Source organism: Phycisphaeraceae bacterium (assembly GCA_015709595.1).
Lineage (GTDB): Bacteria > Planctomycetota > Phycisphaerae > Phycisphaerales > SM1A02 > CAADGA01.
Genome location: CP054178.1, coordinates 284,587 through 299,130 on the forward strand (window position 1 = coordinate 284,587; position 14,544 = coordinate 299,130).

Genomic DNA, 14,544 nt, shown 5'->3' on the forward strand with positions numbered 1-14,544 from the left:
CCTGGCTCGGCCGGGAATCTTCGCCGCGGCGGTCTCGATCGAGCTCCAACCGGTGACGACCTCGTTGTACGCCCGCGCATCCTCAGCCCATCCCTTGCGGCTCGCAGAGCGTGTAGAGCCGGTAGGCGAGCTGACGTGACGTCTCGGCCTTGCTAGCGACCGCGGCCAGAACTTTGGACGCGCCCGTGTCGCCCTCGGTCTGGTAGGCCCGGATGAGTTGATGCAGCGCCTCCCATACCGGAAGGCGGCTGTCGGATCGAGCGTCCCAGTCGGTGGGATAGTCTCTCCAGCGGAGTAGGCGCACCGCCCCGCCCGCCTCTACAACACCCGACTGCTTCACGCCATCGACGCTCGTGCCCTTCGCGCGTGCGAGCGTGTCGGCTTCACCGAACTTGCCAGTCTCCCATCCATGCTGCTCGAACCAGTGCAAACAGAACTGGGTGTCGGCGTCGAAGTCGTCCTCGGCGAGGAATCGATTGATGAGTTGGAGAGCCGTCTTGACAGTCATGGGTGTGCCATCAGCTTCGAGCACGGCCTCGTGGCGGCTGAAGATAGACATGCCCGGTCCAATTATGGCCTGGGAGATCGACAGGCGCGACCGGTGACGGAGTCCCTCGCTCTCTCGTCATGGCATCCAGAGACAGAGGCAGGTGCTCATTCAGAAGTCGGACAAACTGCCTCCGAGACAGTACACCAGTCCCTTGCGGGCGGGCTCTACAGATAAGCACTACCGATGACGCCAGAGAGTTGGATGCTTGACTTCGCTGTCGATTATCTGCTTCCGTTCGAACTGGCCATGTGCCTGTCACAGATAAGCCAGAACTCACTACGGCCTCAAGAAACGTCTCCCAGCCAGTGCTATTGGTGAGGTCGCCCGCTTTGTTCGGACTGCTTGAAAGCGTAAAAATCACCATTGGCGCGGCAGGGTGTGAGGTCGCTGCCAACGCCGCGAATGCGTGGCGCATGCCAGTCAGGAAGAACTGCTCAGCTTTGGCGCAGCTGCCGTGCCGATGCGGGGCCGCCACAAGTTCCTCTGCCTTCGGGACGCTCATGGTGGAGAAGAGGTCTGGGGAACTGCTTCCGGAGACATGGCCGCAGCCATGCATAGAAGAAATCGAGAGATCGGCGTAGCCGATGTTGTCGTAGTACGGTGGATCAGTGCAAATGTGGTATCGCTGGCGGTCACTACCGGCCGTTGCGGCACGGCTGCTCGCCACGGCCGCCCTGTTCTTGCGGAAGGAACTCAATGCACTTTGCAATCACTTTCTCGCATTGCTCCCACCCTGCGCTGCTCTGCTCAGATGGGTTCGCCTCCGCATAGTCCCAAAGCATGGTCAATACCTGCTTGCCAAAGGCACTTCGGATTGCAGAGTCCTTCGGTATCCACGAGCTGTTTGTCGTCGAGAAGTGCAGCGAACGTGTCATGACGCACGACAAGTACACGCAAATGGCATCGGCATATGCCTGTGCACCAGTTCCACCCTGGCCGAATGGGACGGAATCATGCGACATGCCTCGCTGTGCCGCGTCAGCCATCACGCGCGAATGAACTTCACCCAGAAGGTCTACAAATGTCGTGAACGCACGCAGGTGTCGAGTTGTGAAGAGGTCCGCATAGGTGCGAATGTCGTAGTTCTGTACGCTGAACCCAAGCGCCTTTTCAGGAATGGCCAGATCAGGCTTCAACTGGTGGAGCCGCACTCGGCGGAAGCAGCGTGCTCTGGACTTGGCGACAAGTAGACACGCTGTCCTTTGTGAATCGCGACCATCGCCATGAGAAGGCTCGACCCATGCGGCCAGCACGCCTCCTCTCTCGAGGTACTTGAAGGTGATCGGTGCTCCCGACGGTGCGCGGCGAAACCCTTCTTCTTGCCAAGCGAGGTACCGATCGCTGCCTCGCGAGGATAACTTCCCTGGCGAACGTGGAAGGTGAAGCTATCACCACTCACCGCCAGATCAACGTATGCCTGGCGGCCCCTTCTTGCTGCACAAAACAAATGTACTCGCAAGCGGCGTAAAGGCATGAGAAAACACCGGACTGGGACTGCGCTGGTCCTGGCCCACAGCCACGCAATCACCGGCAGCCGCTTCCCGCGAAGGTGCTCCAAGTCCGGACGTCCGGCCACAAGTTCGTCGGTTAGCAGTACTGGAGGAAACAGACTGCCGATGGAGGCTTCGCCTTTTCGCGCAGCCACTGCCCGTAATATCGCACGTCTGCCGCCAACGCTTCTCGGCCGCGAAGAGAGCCAGCGTGTCTCCGCGGTCGTCGGGGCTGACTCTAGTCGTTAAGGCAAAGCGGGGCAATCTCCAGCATTGCCTTGTTGATCAGTACGGCGACAGGGTTTAGATCGGTCCCCAACGAGATCAAGTCCCAATCGAAGCGACTCAACGGGGATTGTTCCGCCGCCAGCGAATGGATCATGGATACCTGGCATGCGTTGGGGATCAAAGAGCTCCTTGGCTTGCGGATGTCCCGTGTTGAGATCGCACACCGCCCGCCATGAGCGATAAATCTCTTCCTTCGCCGAAGCGAAGACATGCGGCTTCTGAGTGTTGTCCCAAGACACCAGGTCTTCAATTATCTTGAAAAGTCGCGCTCTTTCTCTTGTCCACGCAGCTTCGGTTCTGCGATTTGGGTTCAAGCCCGGGATTCTGATGCCTCCACAAATCTTCGGGATCGTTCACAAGTTGGGCGAACACGACTGCGCGGGCGGCTGCCACGGTCGCTGGGCCCACCATTTATGGAATGCCGTGGGGTATCCACCGGAGCCTTCGCTTACGCCGTGCGCGCTTCTTCGTTGATGACATCGAGGAGGAGAGCGACCTCGATGAGCTTTTCGGCGAGATGACGGGATGCTGACTCACGGTCATGCGAGACTCCAGTGCGTGCAAGAAGGTCGCTGATCGTGTAATTCACGCTCGCCGCGCCCCAATCAGGGCTCACGCTGGAATGGGTTGGCGATGTAGTGCGGGCCATCGACCGAGTCGTCGTCGTTCACGAACACGATGGCGAGCCGAAACTTCTCTGACTGATTGACGGCGTAAATGATCTCGTTGCGCGTGACGGTGATGGTGTCGGCACCCGCGACGCGGCCCTTCACCTCAATATGGATGGGTTCCGGTTGCTTTCCCTCTGCAACGGGCGGGTAACTGGAAACGTCCACCCGCACTTGTCGGCAGAAACGTCGACGACGGTGTGGCCCTTGGCCCGCTCCGCGTCCATGACGGCGTTCATGGCAAGTCGCTCGATCTTCTGACGTGCGGCGGCATCGGCGGCGGTCAGGGCGGGACCTTCGCCGCGGAGTTGCCGGATCAAGCCCGCGGGCACGACCAGCGCTCCGCCGAGCACCACGGGGTGCCGTTCTGGACGTGGCGCATCGTCTGGGTTCCTTCTTCCGGCTTTCCAGGCGATACCAGGTCCTTCAAGGTGCGGGTCGCATTCTCGAGGTTCAGCCGAACATCTCGGCCTGGCGGCGCGATCGTCGCGGAGCTTGATCTCGCGATCCGTCCAGAAGTCGATCTCTTTGGTAAGCCGCTCATGCACGGCAGCGAGGGTGCGATCGACGTGCTCAACGCGGCGGGTGGCCACCTCGCGGAAGTGGTCAGGAACCAGCGATGTCGCGGCGAGTGCGACGGCACGCTGCTCCATGTCCGAGCGAAGCCACGGGGCGCTCAGGATGGACGCGATACGTGGACGTTCGGCTGCGGCGAGCGGCTCCAGATCCGCGTGAGGTGCCCACCCGGCGAAGGACGCGTTGCCCTCGGGCGTGACGCGGATGAACTGCATTCGCTTACTGAGCACCGTGCCATCGCCGGATTTGACCTCGTGCGTGAGCAAGAACAGCAGCCAGGGCGTATCGCCGTCATCAGTCAGGTCAACCAGCACCGAGCCCTGGCGGAGCAGGTTGGCGTTCTGCTCGAGCACGGATCGGTGACGGAGAGCATGAGCGGATGGCCCGGTGCATCAGCACCGCACGCGGCAACCCTGGCTTGTCGTTCGGCTGGATTGCCGAGCGTTCGAAGCAGACGCGGTCGTACCTCTTCAGGACCGGCTCGCTCTCGCGGCGGTTGCGCCCCGTGATGCGGCGGTCCCGCTCGCGGATCTCGAGGGAACGTGGGTGATCTCGTACCGCTCGGGCTCGCGGCGATGGATCGTGCCGCCGAGCGCCAGAACGCCTTCATGAAGAATGAGCGCTGAAGAACGGCTGGAGCCGCCGCGCCTCGGCTTTCTCCATCTCCTCCTTGACCTTGAACAGGCGGTCTGGCGACATCGTCTGCTCCGCGAGCGCGTTGCGGTTGAGCAGGCTGCGGAGGTGGTCGTGGTTGAAAGCGTGGTCGATCCGCTGCGTGAGGCGGGCACGCACAGCGGGCTGATCGCCGTACCGGATCGCCTCGATCATCAGGTCCTTGAGGCTCTTCTCCTCGAAGACGTCGCCGAGGATGTTGAAGACCTTTCCCTTGAGGGCCTCGCACTCGGTCGCGAGCTTGTCGAGCAGTCGGTGCCAGACCGCGCCCTCGCGGGTCTCCTTGGCCACGAGGCTCAGAGGTGGCAGACCTCGGTTTGACCGATGCGATGGATGCGGCCGAACCGCTGCTCCAAACGATTCGGGTTCCACGGAAGGTCGTAGTTGACCATCAGGCTGCAGCGCACTGCAGGTTGACGCCTTCGCCGCGGCCGCATCGGTGGCGATCAGCACGCGCACGTCCTTGTCGGAGCGGAAGAGCGCTGCGCCTTCTTGCGCTCATCGCGGTGTGTTCCGCCGTGGATAGTGACGATGGAGTCGGGTTGCCGAGGACTCCGGCGATCTTCGCGTGCAGGTAGTTCAGCGTGTCGCGATGCTCGCTAAAGATGATGATCTTGCGCTGGCGACCGTCAGCGTCGTGCATCTCCGGCGTGTTCTGGAGCAACTTGGACAACTCGTCCCACTTGCGGTCCTGGCCTGACGCAACGACTGCTTTCGCTTGGGCTTCCAGGACGTCAGGATCAGGATTTCGGCCTCAAGCTCCGCCACGGTTCGGGCGGCGGAGAGCTGGTCGACAAGCTTCTCTTCGAGTGTTTCCTGTTCGTCGGCGTTCAGATCATCATCGTCCTCGGGGACCGACGGCACGGTCTCCGCGATGACCTGGCGGCCGCGGATCCCCAGCCGCTCCTCGCGGATCCGATCGGAGAGCGCGCTCGCGACGACGACGGAGCGACTGATAGATCGCTTCGGGGCTCGAAGCGAGCCGCCGCTAACGCCGTGAGCGCGAACCCGACCGACCCCTTTCGGTTGCCCTCGGTTGGTCGGCCTTCCCCATTTCGGTCTGGACGTACTGCGTCACGGCCTCGTAGAACGCCGCTTCTGGATCGGAGAGGTGTAGTTGACGGTGTACGCCTTGCGCCCCGGAAGAGCGGCGTGCCGTCGAACTTCACGAGTTCCTCCTTGACCATGCGCGCATCAAGTCCGACGTGTCCACCTTGTGCACGCCGTCACGGAACTTCCGTAGAACCGATCCGAATCGAGCAGCGACAGGAAGAGCTGAAAATCTTCCTCCTTGCCGTTGTGGGGCGTCGCCGTCATCAGCAGTAGATGGCGGGTTTCCTTGCCGACACGCTCCGCAAGGCGGAAGCGAGCGGTCTTCTCGAGCTTGGGCCGTAGAAGTGGGCGGCGAGCTTGTGGGCCTCGTCGAAAACAACCAGATCCCAGCCAGCGGTGAGGAGTTTCGACTGGAGCGGGCCGGGTTTACGATCGTCTGAGCTCTCCGTGTCTTCATCACGTGAAAGCTGATCGAGGCGGACGATGAGCTGGTTGTGGTCTTCGAACGGATTGCCACTCGGCGAGCCTTCGTCAAGAGCTCCGGAATAGACCTTGAACTCCAGGCCGATTTTCGAACAGTTCGTCTCGCCACTGATCGACCAGAAACCAGGCGCGATGATGAGCACGCGACGGGCATCTGCGCATGACCAGTTCGCGGATGTAGAGGCCGCCATGATCGTCTTGCCCGCCCCCGGATCATCTGCCAACACGTAGCGAAGAAGGCGGCGAGGCAGAAGCGATTCGTACACGGCCGTGATCTGGTGCGGGAGCGGATCCACGTTGGACGTGTGGACCGCCATCATGGGGTCGAAGAAACGCGAGGTCGATGCGTTTGGCTTCACACGCCAGTTGGAATGCTGCGCGTCGTCGCCGTCGAGCGCCCAAGGCCGCTCGACGACTGCCGGGCTGACTGCACTTTCGTCAGCGGGCCCAAGTAGCCGCTCTTTCAGCGTCCCGTCAGGGAGCCTGTAGTAGACCTGCATCGCGTCGGCGGAGAGCGGCGTGGTGGCGACGACCGTGCAGACCACGCCAGGCTCGAGGCCCACCAACGGAACGCCAGGCTGATGTCGGTCAGATTCATGTTTCGTTCGCTCGGTCACCGACATGCCCCGCGGTCAAGCCTCAGTCAATGCCAGGAACGCCTGGATCGAGCCGAGACCGGGTTGACCCGCCGGTTATGTCCATGTACAGTAAACAGGGAACGAGCGAGCGTCAACCCGTCATGACCGCCCACAAACCAAAGTTCGGCAACTTCGTCCGCGAGCGCCGCACGGCCAAAGGGTACAGCCTGCGCCGCTTCGCCGAGCTTGTCGGTATCAGCCCGACCTACCTGTCGCACGTCGAGCAGGACAAGGTGGACTCGCCCCGACAGCGGACCGCATCCAGAAGATGGCGGAGCTGCTGGGCGAAAGCCGACGAACTGATCGCGATGGCGGGCCGCGTCCCCGAAGACCTCCGAAGATCATCCAGAGCCAGCCCGAGGCAATGCGGCGGCTCCTGCGTGCGGTCAAGGGCCTGACGCCCGAGCAGCTCAAAGCTGCAGGATCAAGCGTCAAGATGCAGAGGGAGGGCGATCCGTCGTGGTGGTCGTGGGGCCATCACGGAGGTGCCATTTGTGCCGGAAGTCCGCATCGAGCGGGACGCCGATGTCCTTGTTGCTGAAAATGCACTGCGTTGCGGCGTGCCCGTCGTCGCGCCGGTGCCCGTTGAGGACATCCTCGAACTGCATCTCGGCCTGACGTTTGCCATCGAGGATCTCGCGGCGCTGTTCGGAACCGATGGCGTGCTCGGCGCGATCTGGTTCAACGAGAGCTGGTTCGGATCGACACCGGCTCGATCCCTCGGAGAACCCGTCGCGGCTTGGACGCTACCGGTTCACGCTGGCGCTGAGATCGGGCACTGGCGTCTGCACCGCTCCTTCTACCGCGAGGACCCGACGCAGGCTGCGCGCTCTTCGACGGCCGCGGGCAACCTGCGGTCGTGTGCCGCGCCGGCGAGAAGAAGATCCCTGTCGAATGGCAGGCCGACACGTTCGCCAGCTACCTGCTCATGCCCAAGACGCTCGTCGTCGCGGCGTGGCAAAAGTGGCGCGGCAACCTGGACCCGGTGATCCTGGCGGATCTTCCGCCTGTGACGGTCTCGGATGGCCGCGATCCGGCCGATGCCACGCTTGATCGTTTCTCGAAGCCGCTGGCCGAGGGTTTGAAGTGTCCGCCGAGGCGATGCGCATCCGCCTCGAGAAACTCGGCCTGCTGATGCGCGAACGACCCAACACACTGTTCTGACCCTGCACGATCCGATACCGGCACGGCACTGTCACGTCCCGAGTGTCAACCATTTAGCAAACGACAGACAAGGAAACTCAGCAATGGCAAAACCGTTCGATCCCGCAAAGTCCTGAAGCAGATCGCCAACACGCTGCTCCGCGAGTTCTTCACGCGACGCGGCGAGCTCGCCGACGTCCCGTGGGACCAGCTCAGCGAGCACCGTATCGATCCGGTGTTTGATGCGTGGCAGTCACTGCCGGAGCATCAGAAGCTCGCGGTGCAGGTGATCCTGCGCGACATCAGCGAACTCTCCGACCACCGCGGCATGGCGGTGCTGGCCGAGGAGATCCTGTGGCGCAAGCCGGAAATCGCTGACCAGTTCAAGGCGCGGGCGAGCAAGCAAGACAAGGCGATGTGGGTGTACCTCAACCTCCCGAGGCATTCAACGAGGCAACCCTGTTCGCCCGGGCCGACGCGCTCGCGCGGCGGGCCGCCACTGGAAGCGTCGCAACAGCCTGCCCAAAGAGGCAATCGTCGTCACGGACGCCATGCTCCAGGCCCTCGGCGATGCGGCGACGTCGTACTACGGACCGGCGCAGATGCGCGGCCGGTGCTGCAAGGTCGTGCACTACCGCCGCCAGGGCGGCGCGGAGTACTTCTTCGCGTACCTCGACGACTATCCCGACAAGCACATCGTCTTCGACGGCGAGAGCGACCAGCCGATCATCCGATCGGACCGGTACGCCTTCGAGAACGTCTTCGTCTACAACCCGGACGACGGCTCGCTCGAGGTGTTCGCGCAGGGTGGCAAGAAGGTCTGGGAGCCACTGCAGTGCGCTTCTGCAAGGCGGTGCTCGGGCGGCTCCGTCGCACCGACGGACCCGCTGCGGCCGACGTTCATGCTCGATCACCTGCTGACTCCGAACTCTCCGCTGCCGCTGGAGGCGACCGACGGCGTCGAGGGAGGCGAAGATCACGCGGATGCGGATCGTGCCCCGCGGCTCCAGTGGCTACATCGAGATCAAGGCCGATCCCAAGGGCTCGCGCGACGACATCTATCGCAAGCTCGAGCGGTGGATCCGGTCGGAGAACGTCACCGCCGATGGAGTCCGCGTCGCGTCCGCGTCGTTCGCGCTCAAGTTCGCGAACGAGGGCCCAGGCCGGGCACCGACGCTGGCGTTCGATGTCTCCGTGCCCAACTCGAGCAACCTCAAGAGCAAACCCGATGAGCACCGTGTCATCGGAGAGCGCTGCCTCAAGCGGCAGGGGTGACCAATGACCAGTGACGCGTTCCTAAGAACACTTCTCTGCGCCCTTGACGACGTCGATCGCGTGTTCGATCACCGCGACGTGGCCAGTGGCCGCCCGGCTCGTTCGCTACGGCCGAGCGACTCGGCGTTGTGCGCCCAACCTCCGGCGGCTTGACGGCGGCGTGCCCGCACTGCGAGGAGGCACGTTTGAGGTCGTCGCCAAACGCGCAGGCCCAGACGGGGTTGATCGGTTGTGGATCTACTGCCCCGAGGACCTGCGGGTCGAGGTGACGCCGGAAATGTGTCGCGGATGGCAAGTCCATCCTCACGGATTCGCCGCTGCCGTCGCCGGTGCCTTGCAGCGCTCACCCCGCGCCGGTGGCGATCGTCTCCGACCGACTCTGGCGGCTCGGTCGGATTCCATGGCGGGGAAGACTCGTAGAGGTGCTGCTGGCCCGCAGGCACGGGATCCTGACGCTGCGTCCGTGGCGGCGCATGTCGGGGCGGGCGGCCGGGCGGTGCTGCTGGTCCCTCATCATGCTCCGGATGATCGGATCTGGAAGGGACGTGCTGCGGCGGCGATCTCCTTGTCGCGCATCGCGAGCTTTGTCGAGGGCAGTTTGTGTTGGATGGTGCGGCTCTTGTGTCGCTGGTTGCGGAAGCGGACGAGGTTGCTGAGCAACGGAGCCTGCTGCCCACCGACCCCGAGGTGAAGAAGCGGGTTGTCCGCCAGCAGGTCAAGGCCGAAATCAAGGGCCACCTGCAGGACGACGTTCTCGTCGCGGCGAGAAAGACCTTTGGCTCGACCCGAAAGGCTGCGGCGGAGCTCACGAAGCAACTCGGCAGGCCGGTATCCAGGGACCAGGTTCAGCGTGCCATCGACCGATCAGGGGCCTGGGCGGCTCATCGACCAGGATGATTCTGGATCGGTCGATCGCCGTGTCGCGTCGCAGTCCCGCGACAGGGCAAAGAAAATCTCGCAACGGCGATAAACGCTGTATTTCAGGCACTGGCGGGCTTCCGGCGGGCGAGCAGCCCGCCTTTTTCATGCCGCCCGCGACACCCCGCCTGCGTCCGAGGCCGGTCGGCTCATAACCGGCCAGTCACGGACGCTCCTGTGTTTCCCCGCGGCACGTCGCCGCGGCGCGCGCGCGCTCCGCGGCTGGTTGGTGAGCCAGACCTCCGGCCTCGGAGGTCCCGCGACCAGCCGCAGCGACGTCGTTTCAAACCCGTTCACCGCCGACCTGATCCGCCGCAAGGCCGCGTTCCTCAGCCAGACGCCCGGCTTCACGCGGTCGGAGGAAGAGGACCTGCGCCAGGAGATGGCGTTGTTCCTCATGACCAAGCAGCAGCTCTTCGATGCTGGCCGTGGGTCCGTCGAGGCGTTCGTCACCTCGGTGGTGACGAGCTGGATCGGCATGGAGGTTCGCCGCCGCAAGAGCCGCAAGCGCGCGGCGGCATCCGGGCCTTCTCGCTGGACTCGGCCTTCCCCGGCGCGCACGGCGAGTCCGATTCTCTGTCCGGGCTTATCGGCGACGAGGACGGTCGCCGCCGGACCGGCGGATCGGCGGTCCCGCACGAAGAAGGCGTCGACATCCGCGACGAGTGGAACGCCGTGGAGGCTTTGCTGACGGCCCGGGCGCGCGCGCTGCTCCAGGATGTGGTCAACCACGGCCTCAGCGGCACCGCCAGAAGCGGCGGATCCGCGCGGCGCATCGCCGCGATGCTGGCCGCCATCCGCGAGCGTGTCATCAAATCGCGCGCGGGCCGCTCGCCGTTCGCATAAGGGCTCCAGCAGCGGGCGACCGCTCGCTGCGGACCGGCAACGCGGGCGTCCGGCTCACTCCCCTTGAGGCGGCGTCCGCCGCTTGCCGGAGATCGCACTGCACCGCCCCGGACCTGATCGGAGGACAAGCCCATGCGTACTTCGGGTTCCGCTTCCAGTTCACCGCCGATGTCGATCTCGCCGAGGGCCAGAACACGCTTCGCCTCTCGCTTCTGGCGGCCGAGGGCCTCCACGGCGAGGCGAAGGTCCGCACCGAGGTCACCTACGCGGTGGACCCGATCCGCGCGGATCCGCGTGAGCGGCGGCACCGCTCCCGCCGAGGCGACGGCCCAGATCTACGTCGCTGCTGTCGCACGAGTTTGGTCGCGAGGCCTTCACCGTCCGGCGCGAAACCGAACCCGCCATCGCGGCGGCCGCTGCGTGACCACACCTCTTCCGCTCGTCCGCCTCGGCCAAGGCGCATTCACCTGCGACATCTGGCCTGAAGACATCGATCCCACGTTCTGCAAACACGGAGATTCCATGCCCACGACCGCAACCCCACACCCCTCATGAACCAGATCAGCAAGGGCCGCAAGGCCGCCCCACCGCGCGTGATGCTGTACGGCACGCACGGCATCGGCAAGAGCACCTTCGGCGCGATGGCCGAGAAGCCCATCTTCGTCCCCACCGAAGATGGCCTGGCCGACATCGACTGCGAGTCGTTCCCGCTGGCCCGCAGCCTCGGCGAAGTCATGGCGGCGCTCGAGTCGTTGTACTCGGGCGACCACGACTACCGCACCGTCGTCATCGACAGCCTCGACTGGCCGAGCGCTGATCTGGGCCGAGGTGTGCGCCGACGAGAACGTCGAGAACATCGAGAAGATCGGCTATGCCAAGGCTTCTCGTTCGCCATCGACAAGTGGCGAGCCGTTCTCAGGGCGGCTCGATGCGCTCGCAGTGATCGAGGCATGACCGTCGTGCTCATCGCCCACGCGAAGATCGAGAAGTTCGAGAACCCCTGAGACCGTGCCGTACGACCGCTACTCGCCGCGACTGCACAAGCTCGCATCTGCGCTTGTGCAGGAGTGGGCCGACGAGGTGCTCTTCGCCACGTACAAGGTCCACACGGTCAAGGTGGACGAGGGATTCAACAAGGCCAAGCACAACGGCGTTTCCACCGGCGAGCGGATCATCCGCACCGTCGAGCGGCCGGCGCACGTTGCCAAGAACCGCCTGGGGTTGCCCGAGGAGATCCCGCTCGACTACCGCGTCTACGGCGCGTTCGCCCGCGGCGAAAACCCGTTCGCCGAGGCGATTGCACCTGCCACCACCTCCGACACCGCCGGCGCAGCCTGAGCGCCGTCGTCGTCGTCCGTCGCTCATCCGTCCATCACCAATCGCAAAGGAACTGACTCATGGCCACGCTGAACAACTTTGATGCCAACCAGATTGACCCGTCCGTCGCGCTCGATCCGCTCCCCGCGGGCAAGTACCTCGCCGTCATCTCCGAGTCGGAGCTCAAGCCGACCAAGACCGGGGGCGGCAAGTACCTGCAGTTGACATTCCAGATCATCGACGGCGAGTTCAAGGGCCGCCTGGTCTGGGCCCGCCTCAACCTCGAGAACAAGAGCGAGATGACGGTCAAGATCGCCCGCGGCGAGCTCTCGGCCATCTGCCGCGCCATCGGCGTGATGCAGCCGAAAGACTCGGTCGAGCTCCACAACGTCCCGCTGGAGATCAACGTCGGGCTGAAGAAGCGCGACGACAACGGCGAGTTCACCAACGTCATCAAGGGCTACGCCAAGAAGGGCGGTGGCGGCGCGCCAATGAGCGCCCGCGCTCCCGTCGGCGTCGGCCCGGGGAGCACGCCGCCCTGGAAGCGCTGACCCCCCCAAGTTCATCTGGTCGCGTCCTCGAGCTCCCGTACCCGCCCAGTGTCAATCACATCTGGCGGCGGATGGGCTCCAGAACCGTGCTGAGCCGCGAGGGTCGGCGCTACCGCGCGAGCGTGTGCGCCGCCCTCGCGGCGAGGCGGGTCGTTCGGGTGAACGGTCGGCTGGAGGTGCGTGTCACCGTCTGCCCGCCCGACAACCGCCGGCGCGACCTGGACAACGTGCAGAAGGCGCTGCTCGACGCGCTGGCGAAGGGCGGGGCGTACCGCGACGACTCGCAGATCGATCGGCTGGTTGTTGAACGCGGCTCGGTGACGCCGGGCGGCAAGGTGCTGGTGGAGATCACACAACTCAACCCCCGCAACCCATGAACCTCCGTCCCTACCAATCCGAAGCCGTCGCCGCGGTGTACGAGCACCTGCGGACCCGCGACGACAACCCCTGCGTGGTCATCCCGACCGGCGGGGGCAAGACGCCCGTCATCGCCACGATCTGCCGCGATGCGGTTGGCCAATGGGGCGGCCGCGCCGTGCTGCTGGCGCACGTGAAGGAACTCCTCGAACAGGCAGCCGACAAGCTCCGCGTCATCGCGCCCGATGTGCCGATGGGCATCTACTCGGCGGGCCTCAAGCGCAAGGACCTCGGCTACGCCGTCACGGTCGCGGGCATCCAGAGCATCTGGAAGAAGGCGTGCGACCTGGGCCCTGTCGACCTGATCATCGTCGACGAGGCCCACATGGTCCCCGCCGAGGACGATGGGATGTACCGGCAGTTCATCGCCGACGCCAAGGTGGTAAACCCCAACGTCCGCATCATCGGGCTGACCGCGACGCCGTACCGCCTCAAGTCGGGCGCGATCTGCGCCCCCGAGAACATCCTCAACCACGTCTGCTACGAGGTCGGCGTCCGCGAGCTGATCGTGCAGGGCTTCCTGTCGCCGCTCAAGACCAAGGCGGGCCTGCAGAAGATCAGCACCGACGATCTGCACGTCCGCGCCGGCGAGTTCGTCGCCAGCGAGGTCGAGGACCTGATGGACAAGGAAGGGTTGGTCGAGGGCGCGTGCGCGGAGATCGCGCAACACACCAAGGACCGCAGCGCCACGCTGATCTTCTCCTCGGGCATCCGCCACGGGCAGCACATCGTCGATGTGCTCAAGGCCAAGCACGGCATCGAGTGCGGCTTCGTGACGGGCGACACGCCCGACGGCGTGCGTGCGGCGATCCTCGGCCGCTTCCGTTCGGGCGAGCTCAAGTACCTGTGCAACGTGAACGTGCTGACGACCGGCTTCGATGCACCGCACATCGACTGCGTGGCGCTCGTGCGGCCGACCATGTCGCCGGGCCTCTACTACCAGATGGTGGGCCGGGGCTTCCGCCTCCACCCCGGCAAGACCGACTGCCTCGTCCTGGACTTCGGCGGCAACGTGCTCCGCCACGGCCCGGTTGACGCGATCCGCATCGCCACCGACGAGCGCGGCGACGGTGAAGCGCCGGCGAAAGAGTGCCCCAACTGCCAGGCCTTGATTGCGGCGGGCTACCAGACCTGCCCACAGTGCGGCCACCAGTTCCCCGATCCCAAGAGGCAACAGCACGAGGCGAAGGCCAGCACCGAGGGCATCCTCAGCGGCCAGACCACGCGCGAGGAGCACCGCGTCAGCGAGACCACGTACCACGTGCACTACAAGCGCAGCGACCCCTCCGCGCCGCTGACCATGCGGGTCGAGTATCGCGTCGGCTTCAACCGCTACTTCCGCGAGTGGGTCTGCTTTGACCACACCGGATACGCGCGGACCAAGGCCGAGGCCTGGTGGCGGGCACGCTCGGTCGAGCCGGTCCCCGGCGGCACGGAGGAAGCGGTCGAGATGGCCAAGGCCGGGGCGCTTGCGCCGGCGCTCTCGATCACCGTCGAGAAGAAGGCCGGCGACCAGTTCGAACGCGTCACGCAGCATGTGCTCGGCGACAAGCCGCCGCGTCTGGACAGCGAGGAAGGCCTGCCGGACCGGCCGCCGGAGCCCGCGGGCATGACATACGGCATCCCCGAAGACGAAATCCCCTTCTGAATAAGGAGTTC

The 14,544-nt window shown here is 64.7% G+C and carries 12 protein-coding genes and 3 pseudogenes; 10 read left to right on the forward strand and 5 right to left on the reverse strand.

What is annotated here, in order from left to right; genetic code table 11:
* Nucleotides 1-15 precede the first annotated feature (15 nt).
* Together HRU76_01300 and HRU76_01305 are read right to left on the reverse strand one after the other, a co-directional pair.
* Nucleotides 16-2,669, reverse strand: a pseudogene (locus tag HRU76_01300) (DUF1156 domain-containing protein).
* A 107-nt stretch (nt 2,670-2,776) separates the two neighbouring features.
* Nucleotides 2,777-6,403: pseudogene (locus HRU76_01305) on the reverse strand (DUF3883 domain-containing protein).
* 116 nt (nt 6,404-6,519) lie between these two features.
* Here HRU76_01305 and HRU76_01310 point away from each other — a divergent pair.
* Nucleotides 6,520-6,959, forward strand: a pseudogene (locus HRU76_01310) (helix-turn-helix transcriptional regulator).
* Nucleotides 6,960-7,277: 318 nt separating this feature from the next.
* The gene (locus tag HRU76_01315) at nt 7,278-7,553 is read left to right on the forward strand and encodes a hypothetical protein (protein QOJ16310.1); all 276 of its coding nucleotides are present in this window, start codon (nt 7,278-7,280) and stop codon (nt 7,551-7,553) included.
* A 60-nt stretch (nt 7,554-7,613) separates the two neighbouring features.
* Here HRU76_01315 and HRU76_01320 read toward each other — a convergent pair whose 3' ends face one another.
* A complete protein-coding gene (locus HRU76_01320) occupies nt 7,614-7,784 on the reverse strand; it encodes a hypothetical protein (GenBank protein QOJ16311.1) in 171 nt (56 codons plus the stop codon).
* A gap of 205 nt (nt 7,785-7,989) precedes the next feature.
* The gene (locus HRU76_01325) at nt 7,990-8,541 is read right to left on the reverse strand and encodes a hypothetical protein (protein QOJ16312.1); all 552 of its coding nucleotides are present in this window, start codon (nt 8,539-8,541) and stop codon (nt 7,990-7,992) included.
* 13 nt (nt 8,542-8,554) lie between these two features.
* Between HRU76_01325 and HRU76_01330 the strand changes: the two genes are divergently transcribed.
* Nucleotides 8,555-8,836 carry a hypothetical protein gene (locus HRU76_01330; protein QOJ16313.1) on the forward strand — a complete coding sequence of 94 codons (282 nt, stop codon included), beginning with the start codon at nt 8,555-8,557 and terminating at the stop codon, nt 8,834-8,836.
* 513 nt (nt 8,837-9,349) lie between these two features.
* On the opposite strand, the gene HRU76_01335 is transcribed toward HRU76_01330, so the two are convergent.
* Nucleotides 9,350-9,652 carry a hypothetical protein gene (locus HRU76_01335; GenBank protein ID QOJ16314.1) on the reverse strand — a complete coding sequence of 101 codons (303 nt, stop codon included), beginning with the start codon at nt 9,650-9,652 and terminating at the stop codon, nt 9,350-9,352.
* A 331-nt stretch (nt 9,653-9,983) separates the two neighbouring features.
* Here HRU76_01335 and HRU76_01340 point away from each other — a divergent pair, with 331 nt between their 5' ends.
* The 7 genes from HRU76_01340 (at nt 9,984) to HRU76_01370 (ending at nt 14,533) form a co-directional block, all read left to right on the forward strand.
* Nucleotides 9,984-10,445, forward strand: a complete 462-nt coding sequence (locus tag HRU76_01340; protein ID QOJ16315.1) for a hypothetical protein — start codon at nt 9,984-9,986, stop codon at nt 10,443-10,445.
* Nucleotides 10,430-10,600 carry a hypothetical protein gene (locus HRU76_01345; protein QOJ16316.1) on the forward strand — a complete coding sequence of 57 codons (171 nt, stop codon included), beginning with the start codon at nt 10,430-10,432 and terminating at the stop codon, nt 10,598-10,600. Before HRU76_01340 ends, HRU76_01345 begins: the two co-directional genes overlap by 16 nt.
* Nucleotides 10,601-11,151: 551 nt before the next feature.
* Complete coding sequence (locus HRU76_01350; protein ID QOJ16317.1) at nt 11,152-11,604, forward strand: AAA family ATPase; 453 nt, start codon at nt 11,152-11,154, stop codon at nt 11,602-11,604.
* Between the two features lie 4 nt (nt 11,605-11,608).
* Nucleotides 11,609-11,938 carry an AAA family ATPase gene (locus HRU76_01355; GenBank protein ID QOJ16318.1) on the forward strand — a complete coding sequence of 110 codons (330 nt, stop codon included), beginning with the start codon at nt 11,609-11,611 and terminating at the stop codon, nt 11,936-11,938.
* A 59-nt stretch (nt 11,939-11,997) separates the two neighbouring features.
* Entirely contained in the window at nt 11,998-12,468 is a 471-nt protein-coding gene (locus HRU76_01360) for a DUF669 domain-containing protein (protein QOJ16319.1), read from the forward strand.
* A 71-nt stretch (nt 12,469-12,539) separates the two neighbouring features.
* Nucleotides 12,540-12,845 carry a RusA family crossover junction endodeoxyribonuclease gene (locus HRU76_01365; protein QOJ16320.1) on the forward strand — a complete coding sequence of 102 codons (306 nt, stop codon included), beginning with the start codon at nt 12,540-12,542 and terminating at the stop codon, nt 12,843-12,845.
* Complete coding sequence (locus HRU76_01370) at nt 12,842-14,533, forward strand: DEAD/DEAH box helicase (protein ID QOJ16321.1); 1,692 nt, start codon at nt 12,842-12,844, stop codon at nt 14,531-14,533. The genes HRU76_01365 and HRU76_01370 overlap by 4 nt, the downstream gene beginning before the upstream one ends.
* Nucleotides 14,534-14,544: the final 11 nt, after the last annotated feature.

Coding starts and splice junctions, on each gene's coding strand:
- HRU76_01365 (QOJ16320.1), top strand. CDS start 12,540: ATGGGCTCCAGAACCGTGCTGAGCCGCGAGGGTCGGCGCTACCGCGCG.
- HRU76_01350 (QOJ16317.1), top strand. CDS start 11,152: ATGAACCAGATCAGCAAGGGCCGCAAGGCCGCCCCACCGCGCGTGATG.
- HRU76_01360 (QOJ16319.1), top strand. CDS start 11,998: ATGGCCACGCTGAACAACTTTGATGCCAACCAGATTGACCCGTCCGTC.
- HRU76_01370 (QOJ16321.1), top strand. CDS start 12,842: ATGAACCTCCGTCCCTACCAATCCGAAGCCGTCGCCGCGGTGTACGAG.